Source organism: Geobacillus sp. CAMR5420, assembly GCF_000691465.1.
Classification (GTDB): domain Bacteria; phylum Bacillota; class Bacilli; order Bacillales; family Anoxybacillaceae; genus Geobacillus; species Geobacillus thermoleovorans.
Window position 1 is genome coordinate 121,191 of sequence record NZ_JHUS01000052.1, and the last position, 17,455, is coordinate 138,645.

General features: G+C 55.3%; 18 protein-coding genes. 1 reads left to right on the forward strand and 17 read right to left on the reverse strand.

The features are described from left to right. Positions 1-44: 44 nt before the first annotated feature. From DI44_RS04625 to rpsU, 8 genes are all read right to left on the reverse strand, one after another. Complete coding sequence (locus DI44_RS04625; protein ID WP_033025849.1) at positions 45-398, reverse strand: diacylglycerol kinase family protein; 354 nt, start codon at positions 396-398, stop codon at positions 45-47. After that, complete coding sequence (ybeY, locus tag DI44_RS04620; protein WP_011231971.1) at positions 398-868, reverse strand: rRNA maturation RNase YbeY; 471 nt, start codon at positions 866-868, stop codon at positions 398-400. Before ybeY ends, DI44_RS04625 begins: the two co-directional genes overlap by 1 nt. Next, positions 865-2,967 (reverse strand): HD family phosphohydrolase, encoded by a 2,103-nt coding sequence (locus tag DI44_RS04615; RefSeq protein WP_033025850.1) that lies wholly within the window; start codon positions 2,965-2,967, stop codon positions 865-867. The genes ybeY and DI44_RS04615 overlap by 4 nt, the downstream gene beginning before the upstream one ends. A 49-nt stretch (positions 2,968-3,016) precedes the next feature. Then, positions 3,017-3,979: a PhoH family protein gene (locus DI44_RS04610; RefSeq protein ID WP_011231973.1), complete on the reverse strand. Its 963-nt coding sequence runs from the start codon at positions 3,977-3,979 to the stop codon at positions 3,017-3,019. Between the two features lie 2 nt (positions 3,980-3,981). Then, positions 3,982-5,169 carry a sporulation protein YqfD gene (yqfD, locus tag DI44_RS04605; protein ID WP_033025853.1) on the reverse strand — a complete coding sequence of 396 codons (1,188 nt, stop codon included), beginning with the start codon at positions 5,167-5,169 and terminating at the stop codon, positions 3,982-3,984. 15 nt (positions 5,170-5,184) lie between these two features. Then, positions 5,185-5,469, reverse strand: coding sequence for a sporulation protein YqfC (yqfC, locus tag DI44_RS04600; protein WP_013144709.1), 285 nt, complete (start codon positions 5,467-5,469; stop codon positions 5,185-5,187). Between the two features lie 101 nt (positions 5,470-5,570). Beyond that, the gene (locus DI44_RS04595; RefSeq protein WP_011231976.1) at positions 5,571-6,017 is read right to left on the reverse strand and encodes a GatB/YqeY domain-containing protein; all 447 of its coding nucleotides are present in this window, start codon (positions 6,015-6,017) and stop codon (positions 5,571-5,573) included. Positions 6,018-6,046: 29 nt separating this feature from the next. Further along, positions 6,047-6,220 carry a 30S ribosomal protein S21 gene (rpsU, locus tag DI44_RS04590; protein WP_008879912.1) on the reverse strand — a complete coding sequence of 58 codons (174 nt, stop codon included), beginning with the start codon at positions 6,218-6,220 and terminating at the stop codon, positions 6,047-6,049. Between the two features lie 184 nt (positions 6,221-6,404). Here rpsU and DI44_RS04585 point away from each other — a divergent pair, with 184 nt between their 5' ends. Next, positions 6,405-7,340 (forward strand): Na/Pi symporter, encoded by a 936-nt coding sequence (locus tag DI44_RS04585; protein WP_033025854.1) that lies wholly within the window; start codon positions 6,405-6,407, stop codon positions 7,338-7,340. Here the strand turns inward: DI44_RS04585 and deoC are convergent. The 9 genes from deoC to hemW form a co-directional block, all read right to left on the reverse strand. Continuing rightward, entirely contained in the window at positions 7,337-8,008 is a 672-nt protein-coding gene (deoC, locus tag DI44_RS04580; RefSeq protein ID WP_033025855.1) for a deoxyribose-phosphate aldolase, read from the reverse strand. The two genes, DI44_RS04585 and deoC, sit on opposite strands and share 4 nt — an antisense overlap. Positions 8,009-8,145: 137 nt before the next feature. Continuing rightward, positions 8,146-9,495, reverse strand: coding sequence for a tRNA (N(6)-L-threonylcarbamoyladenosine(37)-C(2))-methylthiotransferase MtaB (mtaB, locus tag DI44_RS04575; RefSeq protein ID WP_011231979.1), 1,350 nt, complete (start codon positions 9,493-9,495; stop codon positions 8,146-8,148). A 76-nt stretch (positions 9,496-9,571) separates the two neighbouring features. Beyond that, positions 9,572-10,354: a 16S rRNA (uracil(1498)-N(3))-methyltransferase gene (locus DI44_RS04570; RefSeq protein WP_014196375.1), complete on the reverse strand. Its 783-nt coding sequence runs from the start codon at positions 10,352-10,354 to the stop codon at positions 9,572-9,574. An 11-nt stretch (positions 10,355-10,365) separates the two neighbouring features. Next, positions 10,366-11,304, reverse strand: a complete 939-nt coding sequence (gene prmA / locus DI44_RS04565; RefSeq protein WP_033025857.1) for a 50S ribosomal protein L11 methyltransferase — start codon at positions 11,302-11,304, stop codon at positions 10,366-10,368. Positions 11,305-11,309: 5 nt separating this feature from the next. Continuing rightward, positions 11,310-12,458, reverse strand: a complete 1,149-nt coding sequence (gene dnaJ, locus DI44_RS04560; protein WP_011231982.1) for a molecular chaperone DnaJ — start codon at positions 12,456-12,458, stop codon at positions 11,310-11,312. 129 nt (positions 12,459-12,587) lie between these two features. Next, complete coding sequence (dnaK, locus tag DI44_RS04555; protein WP_013144701.1) at positions 12,588-14,411, reverse strand: molecular chaperone DnaK; 1,824 nt, start codon at positions 14,409-14,411, stop codon at positions 12,588-12,590. A 23-nt stretch (positions 14,412-14,434) separates the two neighbouring features. Then, positions 14,435-15,076, reverse strand: coding sequence for a nucleotide exchange factor GrpE (gene grpE / locus DI44_RS04550; RefSeq protein WP_033025858.1), 642 nt, complete (start codon positions 15,074-15,076; stop codon positions 14,435-14,437). Between the two features lie 98 nt (positions 15,077-15,174). Next, the gene (hrcA, locus tag DI44_RS04545) at positions 15,175-16,209 is read right to left on the reverse strand and encodes a heat-inducible transcriptional repressor HrcA (RefSeq protein WP_033025860.1); all 1,035 of its coding nucleotides are present in this window, start codon (positions 16,207-16,209) and stop codon (positions 15,175-15,177) included. Positions 16,210-16,292: 83 nt separating this feature from the next. Beyond that, complete coding sequence (gene hemW, locus DI44_RS04540; RefSeq protein WP_033025861.1) at positions 16,293-17,432, reverse strand: radical SAM family heme chaperone HemW; 1,140 nt, start codon at positions 17,430-17,432, stop codon at positions 16,293-16,295. Positions 17,433-17,455: the final 23 nt, after the last annotated feature.

The following is a 17,455-nucleotide window of genomic DNA, read 5'->3' on the forward strand; positions in this document are numbered from 1 at the left end:
AATCAAAATGTAACAGAAAAATTCGAATTTTCTCTCTCATTCGTTTAGCGAAGATGCGGCCAAAACAGCAAAATGCCGATCACAACCGCAAATCCGGCCGCCGCGAGCACCGCCGCGGCAGCGATGTCTTTCGCCGCTTTCGCCAACGGATGAAACTCACCCGTCGCCAAATCGACGGCGCGCTCAATAGCCGTGTTGACAAGCTCAAGCGCAATGACCGCGCCGACCGCCATGAGCAGCACGATCCACTCCCAGCGCGACAGCCCAACGACCCACCCGGCGGCAAAGACGACAACAGCGGCCGCCAAGTGGAAGCGCAAATGAGCTTCCTCTTTCACCGCCGCCTTCATTCCCGCCCACGCCCAAGCAAACCGGTCTCGCTCTCGTTTGCCGCGCATTATCTTGTCAACCCGAACCTCGCCAAGATGTCTTCCTGCTTGGCGAACATGACGCGCTCTTCCTCTTCTGTCCCATGATCGTAACCAAGCAGGTGCAAGAAACCGTGCACAGCCAAAAACCCGAGCTCGCGCATGAACGAATGTCCATAGGCTGCCGCCTGCTCTTTTGCCTTCGGAATCGAAATGACGATATCGCCGAGCACCGGCGGCATATCAGCGCCGACGATGTGAACCTCTTCTTCCCCTTCCTCCTCAAGAGCAAACGAAAGCACATCGGTCGGCGCATCTTTGCCGCGATAGTCGCGATTCATCGCGCGGATGCGTTCGTTGTCCACAAATGTGACGCTCACCTCCGCCCCGTCCGGCACGTTTTCAAGGGCCGCCGCCTCGGCGAGCAGCCGCTCGATCGTCTCGATTTGCTCAGCGGTCACCTCGTTCGTTTCATCTAGAAAATCAATGTGAATGGTCATGCATGCTTCACCTTTTCCTTTCGTACTTCTGGGTATTCGATGCGCGAATGGAAGACGCCGTTTAACGTCTCGCAAAGCGAACGGGCGACGAGTTCCAACTCCTTCAGCGTAATGTCGCACTCGTTCAGCTGGTTGTCCTGCAAGCGATCAGCGATGATCGACCGGACGATCTTCTCGATTTTTTCCTGCGACGGGTTGGATAGCGAGCGAACAGCCGCTTCGACGCTGTCGGCGATGTTGATGACCGCCGCTTCTTTCGTCTGCGGCTTCGGCCCGGGATAACGAAACTCCGCTTCCGAGACAAACTCGGTTTGCTCGCGCGCCTTATGATAAAAATACTTCAGCAGCGTCGTGCCGTGGTGCTGTTCGGCGATGTCGATGATCTCCTTCGGCAGCCGGTGCTTGCGCAGCAAAGCGACGCCGTCGGCGACATGGGCGATAATAATATTTTTGCTCAACTGCGGCGACAAATGGTCATGCGGATTGCCGCCTATTTGATTTTCGATGAAATAGCGCGGCCGCTTCGTCTTGCCGATGTCATGGTAGTAGCAGGCGACGCGCGCCAGCAAGCCGTCGGCGCCGATCGCCTCGCACGCCGCTTCGGCCAAATTGGCGACCATAATGCTATGATGGTACGTCCCCGGCGCTTCAGTGAGCAACTTGCGCAAGAGCGGATGGTTCGGATTGGACAGTTCAATGAGCCGAAGCGGCGACAAAATGCCAAACGCCGCCTCCAACACCGGCAAGAGACCGATCGTCAAAATGGCAGAAAAAACCCCTGAGGCCGCCGCCATCAGCACCAACAAGCCGATTTCCGTCGGCGAATAGCGACCGTTTTTTAACAGCAACAGCGAAAAAAGCGAAACGATATTGACCGCGGCGACAAACACGCCGGCCCGCCAAATGTTCGCTTTCGCCAGCTCCTTTGGCAGACAAAACGTCCCGGCCAAGCCGCCGGCAAGAAAGTAAACAATCAACGACACCGACACCGCGCCGGCCGTTCCAATTTCCTCATTGAACAGCAAACTGCCGCACACTGCTCCGATGATGGTCGTCATCATCGCGAGCCGCTCTCCGAGCAAAATGCGGACGAGCATCGGCCCGAACGCCGCCGGCACAAGGTAACCGATGGAAACAGCGCCGCTAGATGGCAGAAGGCGAATGAGCGCCATTGTCGTCATCATCAACGCAAAAATGGCTGTATAAAGCGACAGCTTTTCATTCGTCGTTTCCGTCCGAAAATAATAAATGAGCGGAGCAAGCAGCAACAAAACGAACACCAAAAGCCCAGCGGCGGTCCAAGACGGACGCCCGCTCTCAAGCAAGCCGACCAGCTCGAGCCGGCGGTAAACATCATTCGTGATAAACTGTCCTTCCTCGACGATCACTTGCCCTTGCAAAATTTTCACCGGCTTCACTTCATCCATCGCCTGCCGCCGTTTTTCTTCCGTCGCCGCCCGATCGTAGACGACGTTCGGAATGACCGCCTGTCGGCAAAGCTTCGCGACCGCCTCGCGAAGCGGCGGCGACAGCGCAGCGTATTCAAGCTCTTTGGCCGCTTCCGCCCGCGCCGTGTCAAGTTCCGCTTGGGAAATGCGCTCGCTCATGACGGCATGCACCGCGGTCAAGGCGGCTTCCTTCGCCGTCTTGAGCTCCTCCGGCGAGGCGGCAAGCAGCCGTTGCCATTCAGCGGCAGACAGATAGGCAAGCCATTCCGGCGGCAGCCGTTCCTCAAGTTTGGCGATCATATCGCCGAGCGGGCGGTCCGGCTCCGCCTCGCGCTGCACGCTTTCAATCGCGGCAAACAGCGAGGAAAGAAGGTCGACCCGGTTTTCGGCATATTCTTTTTTTAACGTATAGACATCCGCTACTTTCGCCGCCGCCTCTTCTTTCAGCTTGGCGGTCGCCTCTTTGTCCTCGACCGTCACCGGCGAACGGATCGTTTCCTTCGCGACGTCAAACAGGCGCAGCTCATACTGGCGCGGCTTCACTTGCCAATACAAAGCGGCAAACAACAGAACAGCCAAAAGCAAAAACAGCCAAAAGCGGACAAAGCGGACTGTTTTTGTCCGCTCAAGAAAAAAACGAAACCTTCCCACCGGTTTTCCCCTCGCTTTGCAAGAAAAGACCGATCCCGTCGCTCTCGTTCTATAAGCCCGCCTCATCATAGGCGTCAATAATTTTCGCGACGAGCGGATGGCGAACGACATCCGACTGTTCCAAAAACACAAAGGCGATGCCGCCAATGGAGGCCAAAATGCGCTTGGCGACCGAAAGCCCCGATTCGACGCCCTTCGGCAAGTCGACTTGGGAAATATCGCCGGTAATGACCATCTTCGAGCCGAAGCCGAGCCGGGTCAAAAACATTTTCATTTGCGCTGGCGTCGTATTTTGCGCCTCGTCAAGAATGACGAACGCATCCTCCAGCGTCCGGCCGCGCATATAGGCGAGTGGGGCGATTTCAATCGTGCCGCGCTCAATCAACCGCTGCGTATACTCCGCTCCCAACACATCGTTTAAGGCATCATACAGCGGGCGCAAATACGGGTCAACCTTCTCTTTTAAGTCGCCTGGCAAAAAGCCGAGGCTTTCTCCAGCCTCAACGGCCGGACGAGTCAAAATGATGCGCTTGACGCTGCCGTTTTTTAACGCCTTGACCGCCATGACGACCGCCAAATACGTTTTTCCGGTGCCGGCTGGGCCGATGCCGAACGTCAAGTCATACTGTTCAATTGCTGCAACATAATAGCGCTGGCCCAACGTTTTGACGCGGATCGGCTTTCCTTTGGCGTTTTTTGTAATCTCCTCGTCGTACAGTTGAACAAGGCCGTCAAGCGCTCCTTTTTTTGCAAGCTGAATGGCGTAAAGAACGTCGCGCTCGCTGACCGCCGCCCCTTTGCGAATGACGATCAATAAATGGCGAAGCAATTCATCAACGAGCTGAACTTGCTGCGGCGTGCCGGAGACGTTGACCGTTTCCCCGCGCGTCACAATCGACACGCCGAGCTCTTCCTCGATCCGCTTTAAATGGATGTCATGGACGCCAAAGAGCGCCGCCGCTTCCTGCGGGTTTCGCACATGTTGGCTGATCGTAACGAACTGCTCTGACATTCTCAATCTCCTTGGACGATGGGTTGTGGTACAGCAATATTTTCGATGACTTCGTAATGCAATTCTACCCTTACTTTACCATTCTCTTTCGCCTGATGCAAAACTTTTTCGCCGCGAATGGCCGCCTCCTCCGGCAATTTCGCCCGCAGCTCGCGGCGGGCGATCTCTTTCGCTTCCGCGAACGCTTCTTCCCACGTGTAGCGCCGCTTCACTTCTTCCGCCTCGCGGATCGTGATGCGCTCGTAATAGAGCGGCAAGTCCCATTTCCAAAAACGAAACGGCCGTTTTTCTGTCTCAACGATGGTATGGGCAAACACCGGCTTCTTCCATCCCCAAACAGGAATCAAAAGGCGCCCGATTCCGACATAATGCCGTTCGGTGAACTTGCCGGTCAACACATGAAACGTCGTCTCAAGCGGCAGGACGACCGTAGACTTGTACCATGTTTCGCCAAACACTTTCCCTGACGCCGGCACAAACTTCGTCCTCCCTTCAGCGCCGATAATGCCAGAAACAAGCAGCTGGCCTTTTTGCACATAGTCGTTGACGGAAACGAGCGGTTGTCCCTCTTCAACGAACAAATCAGCGATGACCGCCTCTTTTTTTGCCACGAGATGACGCGGCGGAATCGGTTTTTTCGGCTCCGGAATCTCTTTTTCAACGACGCGGAAGTGAAGCGACGTCCCTTTCCACTCAACGCCGACCCACGTGATGTCCGGAACGCGTTCCGTCAGCTTTTTTTGCAGCGTCTCCGGGTCATCAAGCAGAAACTGAAATACGCCGCGCTCGACTCCCATTCGCTTTAACTCGCGGGCGATTTGATGCTCCGTCTCTGGAGCCGCCCCTTTGATTTCGATCTTCCAAACGATGTTCGAAAGCAAAAACACAATCGCTATAAAAAGGAGCAAGCCGAGCCAAAACCCGCTGTTCCGCCAGGCCTGCCGCCAAAAAAACGGCAGCCCGGTTCTCCCGACAAACGAAAGTTTGCATTCGCTTTGCCGGGCGACATGGCGCAGCCGTTTCACGTCGCTGAGCTTAATGAAAAACGTCGCGGTATCCGCGCTATGCTTTTTCACGTTCCAGACGGCAATCCCTTGGCGGACGCAGGCGTTGATCAACCGTTCGATCCCTTTCCCTCTCGCTTTGACCCGCACGCTGCCGGCGAGTGTGTCGACCCATTCGTTTTTCATCTCCGTTCCTCCTCGCTATTCATCTATATAAACGACTTGGCTGATTTTTCCTTCCAACAAAATTTCTTCCGGCAAAATCGTTTTAATCACAAACTGTTCGCCGCGGACAACGAGCTGTCCGTTCCGCAGCAAAAGGCGGAGCTCTTTATCGCTGAACGCGAGCAGCCCGCGGTGGTTTTCAATGTAAATATGTATGTGCCCAACCATCGTAATGCGGGGCAGATCCATCATAATGTCGGCGGGAAGTTCAAGCTTTTCCGCCATCCACCGCTTCATCTGCTGGCGCCATTTTTTCACCATCAAAAAGAACCCCCTTTCATCTCATATGTATGAGACAAAAGGGGGTTCTAGCACCGCTTTTCAAAAACAACGGGCCCGCCTGCCGGCAAGGCCCATTGCATTTATGACAGCTGTTGTTGGACAAGTTTGTTGACGAGCGAACCATCCGCTCTTCCTTTCACTTTCGGCATGATCGCGCCCATCACTTTTCCCATATCCGCTTTCGAAGAGGCGCCGACTTCCTTGATCGTCTGCTCGATCAATTCGCGCAGCTCGTCCTCTGTCAGCGGCGTTGGCATATACGATTGAACAATTTCAATTTCGGTTTTCACTTTTTCGACAAGATCTGAACGGCCAGCGTTTTCAAATTCTTGGAGGGAGTCTTTACGCTGTTTCAGTTCGCGAGAAAGAACCGTCAGCTCTTCGTCTTCCGAGAGCGGGCTTTTGCCGAGCTTGATCGCTTCGTTTTGCAGCGCCGCTTTCAGCATCCGGAGAACAGACAGTTTTTCTTTCTCCTTGTTTTTCATCGCCTGCTTCATATCGTCATTCAAACGATCGAGAAGACTCACCGATTATACACCCTCTTTAATGCATGCTCTTAGTGCTTGCGCTTTCTAGCCGCCTCAGATTTTTTCTTCCGTCTGACGCTTGGCTTTTCATAAAATTCGCGCTTTCTCACTTCTTGCAAAGTGCCCGTTTTCGAAACGGCACGCTTGAAGCGACGAAGAGCGTCGTCGATCGACTCATTTTTGCGAACGATCGTTTTGGACATCCTGCTTCCCTCCCTCCGAACAACAACCATTGCATATTGTACTTGTCAATTATAATACATGCTGACAGAAAAGGTCAATAAAAAAAAGCAGCGGCGGCCTGCTGGCCGCCTCTTCCCCGCGCTGAAAAAACGGTCATCACCCGCGGACAAGGCCCATACATATAGGGTGAAAGGGGAGTCGCCCATGGGGTCGTTTCTGATGCTGTTTGCCATTTACACCGCTTTGTTTCTTCTTGGCATGTTTATGATGAAAGCTGGGCTTTACACGTTGTCCGGCCATCGGTTAAAACGGTGGCTCATGCGCTTTACCGCCACGCCGCTGCAAGGATTTGCCGCCGGTTTGGCGACGACCGCTCTCCTGCAAAGCAGCTCAGCGGTGATGGTGATGACGGTCGGCCTTGTCGCCGCCGGCTACTTGTCGTTCCGCCAATCGATCGGCATCATTTTAGGCAGCAACATCGGCTCGACGGTCACGACCGAGCTGATGACGCTTGATATCGGCGATGGCGCCATCCCACTTCTTATAAGCGGCGCGCTGCTTGTTTTTTTCGGCCGCCATCGCCTTGTTCTCGGCATCGGCATGACCGCTGTCGGCCTCGCCGCTGTGCTGTTTGCCATGGACGGCTTTGGCAGCCTCGCTAAACCGCTTGCCGCCTATCCGTTCGTTGATGCATGGCTTAAAGAAACGAACCGATCCGTCGCTGTCGGCCTTCTTGTCGGCATCGTCCTCACCGCTCTCGTTCATTCGAGCGCGGCAACGATCGGCATCGCCATGGGATTTTTAAACGAACAGCTGTTGACGCTGTCCGCGGCGATTGCTCTGTTGCTTGGCGCCAACATCGGTACGTGCATCACCGGGCTTTTGGCTTCGATCGGCTCCAGCAAAGAGGCCCAGCTGACCGCCTACACCCATCTATGGCTGAACGTCGTCGGCGCCGCTTTGTTCGCCTTTTGGACCGAGCCGCTCGCCAGTTTTGCCGCCAGGCTCAGCCCAGCGCCTGATGTGCAGCTCGCTCATGTGAGCGTCTTGTTCAACGTCATTTGCTCAGTGGCTGCTCTTCCATTTGTCGGCGCCATCGAAAAGGTCATTCTGTTTTTGCATGACCGAAACCGGGCTTAGTAGTCAACGCGGCCCGTCCCGCCGGTGACGATCGCCACCCCAGAGCTTGTGCCGATGCGCGTCGCGCCGGCGTTGATCATCGCCTCAGCGGTTTTCCAGTCACGGACGCCGCCTGATGCTTTGACGCCTGCTCTGTCGCCGACCGTTTTCCGCATCAGCGCCACATCCTCCACCGTCGCACCTCCGCCGGAAAACCCGGTCGACGTTTTCACATAATCAGCGCCGGCTTTCACTGCGAGCTGGCAGGCGCGCACTTTTTCCTCATCGGTCAAAAGCGCCGTTTCAACGATCACTTTGACAAGCGCCCTGCCAGCCGCCGCTTCGACAACCGCACGAATGTCGCGCTCGACAAGCTCGTCTTGCCCGCTTTTTAACGCGCCGATGTTGATCACCATGTCGACTTCGCGAGCGCCGTTTTCGATGGCGTTCGTTGTTTCAAACGCCTTTGTTTCCGGCGTCGTTGCCCCAAGTGGAAAGCCGATGACCGTGCAGACGCGGACATCCGTGCCGGAAAGCTCGCGCGCCGCCGTTTTCACCCACGTTGGGTTGACGCACACGGCAGCAAAGCCGTATTGCTTTGCTTCCGTGCACAGTTGCACGATTTGTTGTTCTGTCGCTTCCGGTTTGAGCAGCGTATGATCGATCATTTTCGCGATATTCATCGTCATTCGGAGAAACCCCTTTCTGCCATTTCCGTCAAGATGGAAAGTCTGACGTCTACCATCATACCATGCTCCCTCGACAAAAACTAGCCATCCGTATTGTCTCCGGAAAAAGACAGAAAAAACCCAGCAACTAGGCTGGGTTATGAGCTCCATTTGACCGAACGGGCCATTTCATCCGGCACAACGCGGACGAACTCTCCTTCATTGTACGGATAGCCGGCTTTCGTAATCTTCACTTTGACAAGTTCACCGACCATTTCCTCGGTTGCCGGGAAGCGGACTTTCAAATAGTTGTCTGTATAGCCGACGTACAAATCCGGCCGCTCTTTGTCGCGCTCTTCCGGAATGACTTCGAGCACTTGCCCTTCAAACCGGGAGGCGTACTCTTTCGCCAATTGGTCGGACAGAGCGATCAAGCGGCGGACGCGGTCATGCTTCGTTTCTTCATCGATTTGGTTCGGCATGCGCGCCGCCGGCGTGCCGGTCCGCTTCGAATAAGGAAAGACATGCAGTTCGGAAAACCGTTGTTCACGAATAAAGTTGTACGTCTCCATAAATTCGTCTTCCGTCTCGCCTGGGAAGCCGACGATGACGTCAGAAGTCACCGCCAGCTCTGGAAACACTTCGCGCAGCCGGGCGAGCCGCTCCGCGTAAAATTCCACCGTATATTTGCGGCGCATCCGCTTGAGCACCGTATTCGACCCAGACTGGAGCGGAATGTGCAAATGGCGGACGATTTTCTCCGACCGCTTCAGCACATCAATCACTTCATCGGTGATTTGGCTCGCCTCAATCGACGAAATGCGGAGCCGCTTCAGCCCCGGCACTTGCTCGTCCAAATCGCGCAACAAGGACGCAAAGTTATAGTCTTTCAGATCGGTGCCATAGCCGCCTGTATGAATGCCGGTCAGAACGATTTCTTTATAGCCGGCGGCGACGAGCTGGCGCGCCTGGCGAATGATTTCCTGCGGATCGCGCGAGCGCATTAAGCCGCGCGCCCACGGGATGATGCAAAACGTGCAGAAGTTGTTGCACCCTTCTTGGATCTTAAGCGACGCCCGCGTCCGATCAGTGAATTCCGGCACATCCATCTCCTCAAAAACGCGCGTTTTCATAATGTTGTGAACAGCGTTGATCGGCTGGCGCTCGCGCTGGAATTGCTCGATGTAATCCAAAATTTTATGCCGGTCTTGCGTGCCGATGACAATATCAACGCCCGGAATGGCCATGACCTCAGCCGGCGATGTTTGCGCATAGCAGCCGGTCACGCAGACGACGGCGTCCGGATTGCGGCGCACCGCACGACGGATGACTTGACGGCTCTTTTTATCGCCGGTGTTCGTCACCGTGCACGTGTTGATCACATACACATCCGCACGGCTTTCAAACTCTTTTCGCTCGTAGCCGGCTTTTTTAAACAGCTGCCAAATCGCTTCGGTTTCGTAATGATTGACTTTGCAGCCTAGTGTATGAAAAGCCACTGTCGGCATCTTGTTCACCTCACTCTGCCCCCCGCTTAGGGATCAGCGGGACCGAACTTTTATAAGAAACAGCCAATGTTGCTCACTAAGCGCGCTCCGCTTCGCCGTTCGGCGCGCGCAGCTCCCATTCATAAGAGGCGGCGGAAAGCAAATAGAGCGGAGCTGTTTCGGTCCGCAAAATGCGCGGCCCAAGGCTGCACGGCGAAAAGCCGTGCTGCCGAAGCTGTTCTGCTTCTTCCGGACTGAACCCGCCTTCTGGCCCGAAAACAGCCAGCAACGCGCCGCCCGGACGGAGGCGGGAAAGAAGCGCCGGAAGCGCGGCATGCCGGGCGTTTCGCGCCTCTTTTTCGTAGGCAAACAGCCGAACATCGACCGTTTGGCCAAAGGAGAGGAGCTCGACAAACGAAAGCGGCGCCCGCACGTCCGGCACCACCGTTCGTTCAGCCTGCTCAGCCGCTTCTTTCGCGATTTTTTTCCATCGCTCGACTTTTTTCTCCGCCTTTTTCGCGTCCCATTTCACGACCGACCGGGCGGCTTCGAACGGAAGAAAGCCGGCGGCGCCGAGCTCTGTTCCTTTTTGGATGACGAGCTCCCACTTTTCGCCTTTCGGCAGCCCTTGGGCGATGTAGATGCGCACCGGCAGCTCGCTTCGCTCCTCTTTCCATTGTACAATACGAGCTTGCACATGCTCATTGGCAATTTGTTCAATTTCACACACCGCCGTGCGCCCGTCTGGAAAGACGCAAATGATCCCGTCCCCCGGCTTCATGCGCATGACGCGGGCGATATGATAGGCATCATCGCCGCTGATCGCGACGATCCCGCCTTGTTGCGCCTGGCCGGAAACGAAATAGCGCTGCACAGCCATCCCTTCTTTGCTTACGGTTTCAGGGCGACAACCGCCACCCAGTCTTCCATCACGTTGATTTCCTCAATGGCAAAGCCGGCGGCAAGCAACCCGTCTTTGACGTCCTGCTTTTTCGCCTGAATGATGCCAGACGTGATGAAGCGGCCGCCTGGCTTTAACAACCGGTAGGCGTCACCAGTAAAGCGCAAAATGATTTCCGCTAAAATATTGGCGACGATCACATCAGCCGGTTCCTCGATATGGTCGAGCAAATTGTTTTGTGAGACCGTTACGATATGCTGCACCTTATTGAGCTTCACGTTCAGCCGCGCGCTGTCGACCGCCACCGGGTCCAAATCGAGCGCCCGCACCGACTGAGCGCCAAGCATCGCTGCGGCGATGCTTAAAATGCCGGAGCCGGTGCCGACGTCAATGACATGATCGCCGGGGCGCACATACTTTTCGAGCGCCTGCAGACACATGACCGTTGTCGGGTGCGTGCCGGTCCCAAACGCCATGCCCGGATCCATTTCGATGATCAGCTCATCACTAGACGCCGGCTCGTACGTTTCCCACGTCGGCACGATCGTAAACTTTTCGGACACTTTCACCGGGTGATAATGCTTTTTCCACGCCGTTGCCCATTCCTCTTCGTTTACTTCGCTCAATGTAATTTTATTTTTGCCAAGGTCGATATCATACAGCCATAAATTGTTAATCGCCTGCTTAATTTGTTCGACCGTTTCGCCAAGAAAACTGTTGACCGGCAAATATGCCTTAATGATCACCCCTTCTTCCGGATAGTCGTCCGGGTTGAGCTCGACGATCTCGCCGTACCAGTCATCCCGTTCTTTGACCAAATCGTATGGGTCTTCGATGACGACGCCGCCGGCGCCCGCTTCATGCAAAATGTTCGAAATCGCCTCGACCGCCTCATGCGTCGTATGAATGCTGATTTCTGACCATTTCATCGCGCTTACGCTTCTCCTTTAAACGCCTTTTTGACTTTCTCAAAAAAACGGCCGTGCGGCCCGTCGTGCATCGTGTCTCCGCCGAGCCGTTCAAACTCGCGCAGCAGCTGCTTTTGCTTTTCGGTCAGCTTCGTCGGCGTCACAACGCGGACAATGACGTGCTGATCGCCTTGGCCGTAGCCCCGTACGTTCGGCACCCCTTTTCCCTTCAAGCGGAAGCGCGTGCCCGTTTGCGTGCCGGCCGGGATTTTCAGCTTCACATGGCCATGGAGCGTCGGCACTTCGATCTCATCGCCGAGCGCGGCCTGGGCGAACGACAACGGCACTTCGCAATAAATATCGTCGCCGTCGCGTTTGAAAAACTCATGTGGTTCGACTCGGAAGATGATGTACAAATCGCCCGGGGGCCCGCCATTGACCCCTGGCTCCCCTTGGCCGGCGACGCGCAGCTGCTGGCCGTCGTCGACGCCGGCTGGAATTTTGACGTGAATTTTTTTCCGCCGTTTGACGCGTCCCGTGCCGCCGCACGTTGGGCATTTCTCCGGAATGTACCGGCCCGTGCCACCGCAGACGGGGCATGTCCGGCGGTTGACGATGCGGCCAAATGGCGTCGCTTGTTCGCTTGTCACTTGCCCGCTGCCGTGGCAATGCGGACAAGACGTCGGGCTTGTGCCCGGTTTCGCTCCGCTGCCCTGGCACGTGTCGCACGTCTCTTCCCGCGGAATTTCAATTTCCGTTTCTTTTCCGAACGCCGCTTCTTCAAACGTAAGCGTCATCATATACTCGACATCCGCGCCTTTGCGCGGACCGCTCGCCCGCCTGCGCGGACCGGCGCCGAAAAACGTTTCAAAAATATCTTCAAAACCGCCAAAGCCGCTAAAGCCGCCGAAATCAAACCCTCCGCCTTGGAATCCGCCGCCGCCAAACGTTTCGTTCGGGTCGGCATGGCCAAAGCGGTCGTAGCGGGCCCGCTTTTCATCATCGCTTAACACTTCGTACGCCTCTTTAATTTCCTTAAACTTCTCCGCGGCGTCCGGGGCTTTGTTCACATCTGGATGATACTGCTTCGAAAGCTTTCGATACGCTTTTTTGATCTCGTCTTTCGTCGCGTTTTTGCTGACGCCGAGAATCTCGTAATAATCGCGCTTCGCCATCGTTGATCATCCACTCCCGATTCACTCACATAAATTTAATTTTATCATTTCCCTCTGCGGCAAGGCAATATGTCAATGCTAGAAAAAAAGTCAAAGCCAAGGCAGGCCTGACTTTGACTTTCGGTTGCATTATTTATCGTCGTTCACTTCTTCAAACTCGGCGTCCACCACGTTGTCTTTATGATTGGCAGCGCCGCCTTGCGATCCTGCACTTTGCGCCTGTTTCGCCGCTTGTTCATACAGCTTGATCGACAGCTGCTGCACCGCTTCTTGCAGCGCGTCTTTTTTCTTGCGGATGTCGTCGATGTCGTTTTTCTCGAGCGCCGCTTTCAACGCCTCTTTCGCATCCTGCGCCTTCTTGATCTCATCGGCGCTCACTTTTCCTTCGACTTCTTTGATCGTTTTGTCGGTCATGAAAATGAGCTGGTCGGCTTCGTTGCGCAACTCGGCGGCTTCTTTCCGCTTCCGGTCGGCTTCGGCGTTTTCTTCCGCTTCTTTAATCATGCGCTGAATTTCTTCTTCCGACAGGCCGGACGACGATTTGATCGTAATCGACTGCTCTTTGTTCGTTCCTAAATCTTTGGCGCGCACGTGAACGATGCCGTTGGCGTCAATATCAAACGTCACTTCAATTTGCGGCACGCCGCGCGGCGCCGGCGGAATGCCGGTCAGCTGAAAGCGGCCGAGCGATTTGTTGTCCGCCGCCATCGGGCGCTCTCCTTGCAAAACGTGAATGTCGACCGTCGTTTGATTGTCAGCCGCCGTTGTGAACACTTGCGATTTACTTGTCGGGATCGTCGTGTTCCGTTCGATCAGTTTCGTAAATACGCCGCCCATCGTTTCAATGCCAAGCGAAAGCGGGGTCACGTCAAGCAGGACGACATCTTTCACTTCGCCAGCGATCACCCCGCCCTGGATCGCCGCACCGATGGCAACGACTTCGTCCGGGTTGACGCCTTTGTGCGGCTCTTTGCCAAGCTCGCGCTTGATCGCTTCTTGGACAGCTGGAATGCGCGTCGAACCGCCGACCAAAATGACTTTATCAATATCGGCTGGCGTCAAGCCGGCGTCTTGAAGCGCCTGGCGGACCGGCCCCATCGTCCGCTCGACGAGGTGGGCGGACAACTCTTCAAATTTCGCTCTTGTCAACGTCATTTCCAAATGGAGCGGACCGTTTTCATTGGCGCTGATAAACGGAAGCGAAATTTGTGTCTGCGTGACGCCGGACAGCTCTTTTTTCGCTTTTTCCGCGGCATCTTTCAAGCGTTGGAGCGCCATTTTGTCTTTCGACAAATCGATGCCGTGCTCTTGCTTGAACTGATTGACCAAATAATCGATGATCACTTGGTCGAAGTCGTCGCCGCCTAAATGGTTGTCGCCGGCCGTCGCCTTCACTTCAAACACGCCGTCGCCAAGCTCCAAAATCGAGACGTCAAACGTCCCGCCGCCTAAGTCATAGACGAGAATCGTTTGGTCTTCTTCTTTATCAAGGCCGTAAGCAAGCGCCGCGGCCGTCGGCTCGTTGATGATGCGCTCGACTTCGAGGCCGGCGATGCGGCCGGCGTCTTTCGTCGCTTGGCGCTGGGCGTCGTTGAAATACGCCGGCACCGTGATGACCGCACGCGTCACCGGCTCGCCCAAATAGTCTTCGGCGTACGACTTCAAGTATTGCAAAATGATCGCCGAAATTTCTTGCGGCGTATATTGCTTCCCTTCGATTTCGACTTTGTAATCCGTCCCCATATGGCGCTTGATCGAGATGATCGTGTTCGGGTTCGTGATCGCTTGCCGTTTGGCGACTTCGCCGACTAGGCGTTCGCCGTTTTTAAACGCGACGACCGACGGGGTCGTGCGGTTTCCTTCCGGATTCGGAATGACTTTCACTTCGCCGCCTTCTAACACGGCGACGCAAGAGTTCGTCGTTCCTAAGTCGATGCCGATAATTTTGCTCATCACTGATCACCCTCCGTTTCCGTTTATTGGCTTACTTTGACCATGGCGGGCCGCAGCACGCGGTCTTTCAGCTTATAACCTTTTTGCAGCTCCTCAACAACCGTGTTCGGCTCATAGCCTTCCGCTTCCGCCTGCATGACGGCTTGGTGCAAATAAGGGTCAAACGGCTTTCCGACCGCCTCGATCGCCTCGACGCCTTCTTTCTTCAAGGCGTCAACAAGCGACCGGTACACCATTTCCATCCCTTGCAAAATCGATTTCGCCTGTTCGTTGTCCGTCTCTATTTTCAACGCGCGTTCAAAGTTGTCAAGCACCGGAAGCAAATCGCTCGCCAAGCTTTGGGCGCGGTATTTTTCAGCCGCTTCCATCTCCTGGCGCGTCCGGCGGCGGAAGTTTTCAAAATCGGCGTACAGGCGGAGATACCGGTGTTCCATCTCTGAAAGCTTCGCTTCCAATTCGGCGATCTGCGCCTTGGCCGCCGCCAACTCCTCGGCCGTTGGCGCTTTTTCCGCCGGCTCCGCCGCTTCCTCCCCACCGGCCTCTTCAAGCGGAACGCCGCCTGATCCCCCCTCGGGCTGCGGGGCGGCTTCTTCCTCGATCGGTTGCTCCCGCTCCGGCTCATCGTATGTAGCTTGTTCCATCACTTGTTTTTCTCCTTGCTCCATCGCTTTCACCTCCCTGCCGGGGCTCTTCCCTTTTATGTATCAATGGCCACAAGGAAAGGATGGATGCGCGATCCATCCGTTATCCAATATGGCCATTCTTATTGACTTTGATACCATTTCGCGAGCGCGGCCGACAAATCGGAAGCGACACGGTTTAAGACAGTGATGACGCGCGAGTATTCCATGCGCGTTGGACCAAGAATCGCGATCGCCCCGAGCGGCTCATCGCCGACCGAATACGTCGCTGTAATCAAGCTGCAGTTTTCCATGCCGCGCAGTTCGTTTTCATGCCCGATCGAAACCCGCACTCCTTTTTGGGTTTGCTTGCGGAGCAGGCGATAAATGTCTTTTTCCTGCTCAATGATGTCCAGAAGCGGGCGCACTTTTTGGATGTCGCTGAACTCCGGCTGGTTGAGCATATTCGCCTTGCCGGCGAAAAACACTTTTTCTTCTTCAGGGGCATCGAGCGTCTCAATGAGCGTATTGAGCACGCTGTCGTAGTTGCGGATGTGCCGGCGCAATACGTCGGCCACTTCCGTCTCCATTTTTTCTTTCAAATCCATGAGCGGAACGCCGTTCAACCGCTCGTTGAAAATGTTGACCATTTTTTCGAGGTCGCCTGCGTCCATCGATGACGGAATCGTCACGACCCGGTTTTCAACATGGCCGGTGTCCGTCACGACGATGGCGACGGCTGTCTGTTCGTTGAGCGGAACGATTTGCATCCGCTTCAGTTTGCTTTCTTTAAACGTCGGCCCGAGCGCGATGGATGTATAGTTCGTCAGCTCGGATAAAATTTGCGCCGACTTTTGCATCAGTTTTTCCAGCTCATAGATGCGCTCGGCAAACACGGAGCGGATTTTTTGAATGTCCGCCCTTGTCAGCCGCTGCGGCGGCAGCAAATGGTCGACGTAGTAGCGGTACCCTTTTTCCGACGGCACACGGCCGGAAGAAATGTGCGTTTTTTCAATATAGCCGAGCTCCTCCAAATCCGCCATCTCATTGCGGATCGTCGCCGAGCTGAACGCGATTTGATGCTTTTTCGATAACGTCCGCGAACCGACCGGCTGCCCAGAACGAATGAAATCGTCGATAATCACCTGCAAAATCAGCAGTTGGCGGTCCGTTAGCACGTGTCTCACCTCTGTTAGCACTCGAACAATTCGAGTGCTAAATCTACTACTAGGGTAGCAAATCGCCCGGCAAATGTCAATGTTTACATTTCGCCGAGGAACGCGGCAAACACTTCATTGCCGAGCAGCTTGCCTCGTTTGGTCAAGCGGATGTGAGTCTCCGTTTCCTCGAGGCGTCCGTTTTCGATTTCCCGGCGGATCGCCGCGCCAAATATGTCGTGGAGGTCGCGGCCGAACTTTTGCCGAAAGCAGGCTTTGGACACCCCTTCCGTTTTGCGCAGCCCTAAAAACATTTCCTCTTCCATCTGCTCGCGAACGGTCAAGCGGCGCACGTCGCGGTGCGGCCATTGGCCGCGTTCGATCGCGCTGATGTAATGCCGGATGGGACCGATATTCGCCCGCCGCACCCCGTCGATATAGCTGTGCGCCCCAGCGCCGATGCCGTAGTACTCCTCGTTGTTCCAGTACGTCAAGTTGTGCCGGCTTTCAAATCCCGGCAAAGCATAGTTGCTGATTTCGTATTGCCGATAGCCAGCGGCAGCCATCTGCTCCATCGCTGCTTCGTACATCTCGGCTTCCATCTCTTCGCCCGGTAGACGGAGCCGCCCTTTCCGCCATTCGTTATAAAAAATCGTCCTTGGCTCCAAAATGAGGGAATAAGCAGAAAGATGCGGCACATGAAGCGAAAACGCCGCTTCTAAATCGGCCGTAAACTGCTCAAGCGTCTGCCCCGGCAAACCGTACATTACATCAATGCTGATGTTCTGAAACCCGACTTCTCTGGCCAACGCTACAGCCCGTATGACGTCGCCTCGCCGGTGCGTGCGGCCGATCGTTTGCAGAAGCTGATCGTCAAATGTCTGCACCCCCAGGCTCAGCCGATTCACTCCGGCATCGCGCAAAATAGCGAGCTTTTCTTTCGTCAAGCCGTCCGGGTTGGCTTCGACGGTAAATTCGGCCGTTTGCGGGTCAAACTGAAAATGGCGGTGGATGCTCGCAAGCAAACAGCCGAGCTGCGCCGGCTCAAGCACCGTCGGCGTGCCGCCGCCGATAAACAGCGTCTTGAGTTGGCTGCCAAATTCCGCCGCCGTCCACGCCATTTCTTTGTCCATCGCCCGCAAATAGTCGTCAATCGGCTGGCCGGCGGCGAATACTTTGTTAAAATCGCAATAATGGCAAATATGGGCGCAAAATGGAATATGAAAATACGCTGAAACGGCCATCGGTCCTCCTCCCTCTAGAAATG

Bases quoted from the DNA above. Each gene is read 5' to 3' on its own strand.
- grpE (WP_033025858.1), bottom strand. From the start codon at position 15,076: ATGGAGCAAGGAGAAAAACAAGTGATGGAACAAGCTACATACGATGAG.
- DI44_RS04610 (WP_011231973.1), bottom strand. From the start codon at position 3,979: ATGTCAGAGCAGTTCGTTACGATCAGCCAACATGTGCGAAACCCGCAG.
- DI44_RS04625 (WP_033025849.1), bottom strand. From the start codon at position 398: ATGCGCGGCAAACGAGAGCGAGACCGGTTTGCTTGGGCGTGGGCGGGA.
- dnaJ (WP_011231982.1), bottom strand. From the start codon at position 12,458: ATGGCGAAGCGCGATTATTACGAGATTCTCGGCGTCAGCAAAAACGCG.
- DI44_RS04585 (WP_033025854.1), top strand. From the start codon at position 6,405: ATGGGGTCGTTTCTGATGCTGTTTGCCATTTACACCGCTTTGTTTCTT.
- prmA (WP_033025857.1), bottom strand. From the start codon at position 11,304: ATGAAATGGTCAGAAATCAGCATTCATACGACGCATGAGGCGGTCGAG.
- DI44_RS04570 (WP_014196375.1), bottom strand. From the start codon at position 10,354: ATGGCTGTGCAGCGCTATTTCGTTTCCGGCCAGGCGCAACAAGGCGGG.
- deoC (WP_033025855.1), bottom strand. From the start codon at position 8,008: ATGACGATGAATATCGCGAAAATGATCGATCATACGCTGCTCAAACCG.
- mtaB (WP_011231979.1), bottom strand. From the start codon at position 9,495: ATGCCGACAGTGGCTTTTCATACACTAGGCTGCAAAGTCAATCATTAC.
- yqfC (WP_013144709.1), bottom strand. From the start codon at position 5,469: ATGGTGAAAAAATGGCGCCAGCAGATGAAGCGGTGGATGGCGGAAAAG.
- ybeY (WP_011231971.1), bottom strand. From the start codon at position 868: ATGACCATTCACATTGATTTTCTAGATGAAACGAACGAGGTGACCGCT.
- rpsU (WP_008879912.1), bottom strand. From the start codon at position 6,220: ATGTCCAAAACGATCGTTCGCAAAAATGAGTCGATCGACGACGCTCTT.
- dnaK (WP_013144701.1), bottom strand. From the start codon at position 14,411: ATGAGCAAAATTATCGGCATCGACTTAGGAACGACGAACTCTTGCGTC.
- yqfD (WP_033025853.1), bottom strand. From the start codon at position 5,169: ATGAAAAACGAATGGGTCGACACACTCGCCGGCAGCGTGCGGGTCAAA.
- hemW (WP_033025861.1), bottom strand. From the start codon at position 17,432: ATGGCCGTTTCAGCGTATTTTCATATTCCATTTTGCGCCCATATTTGC.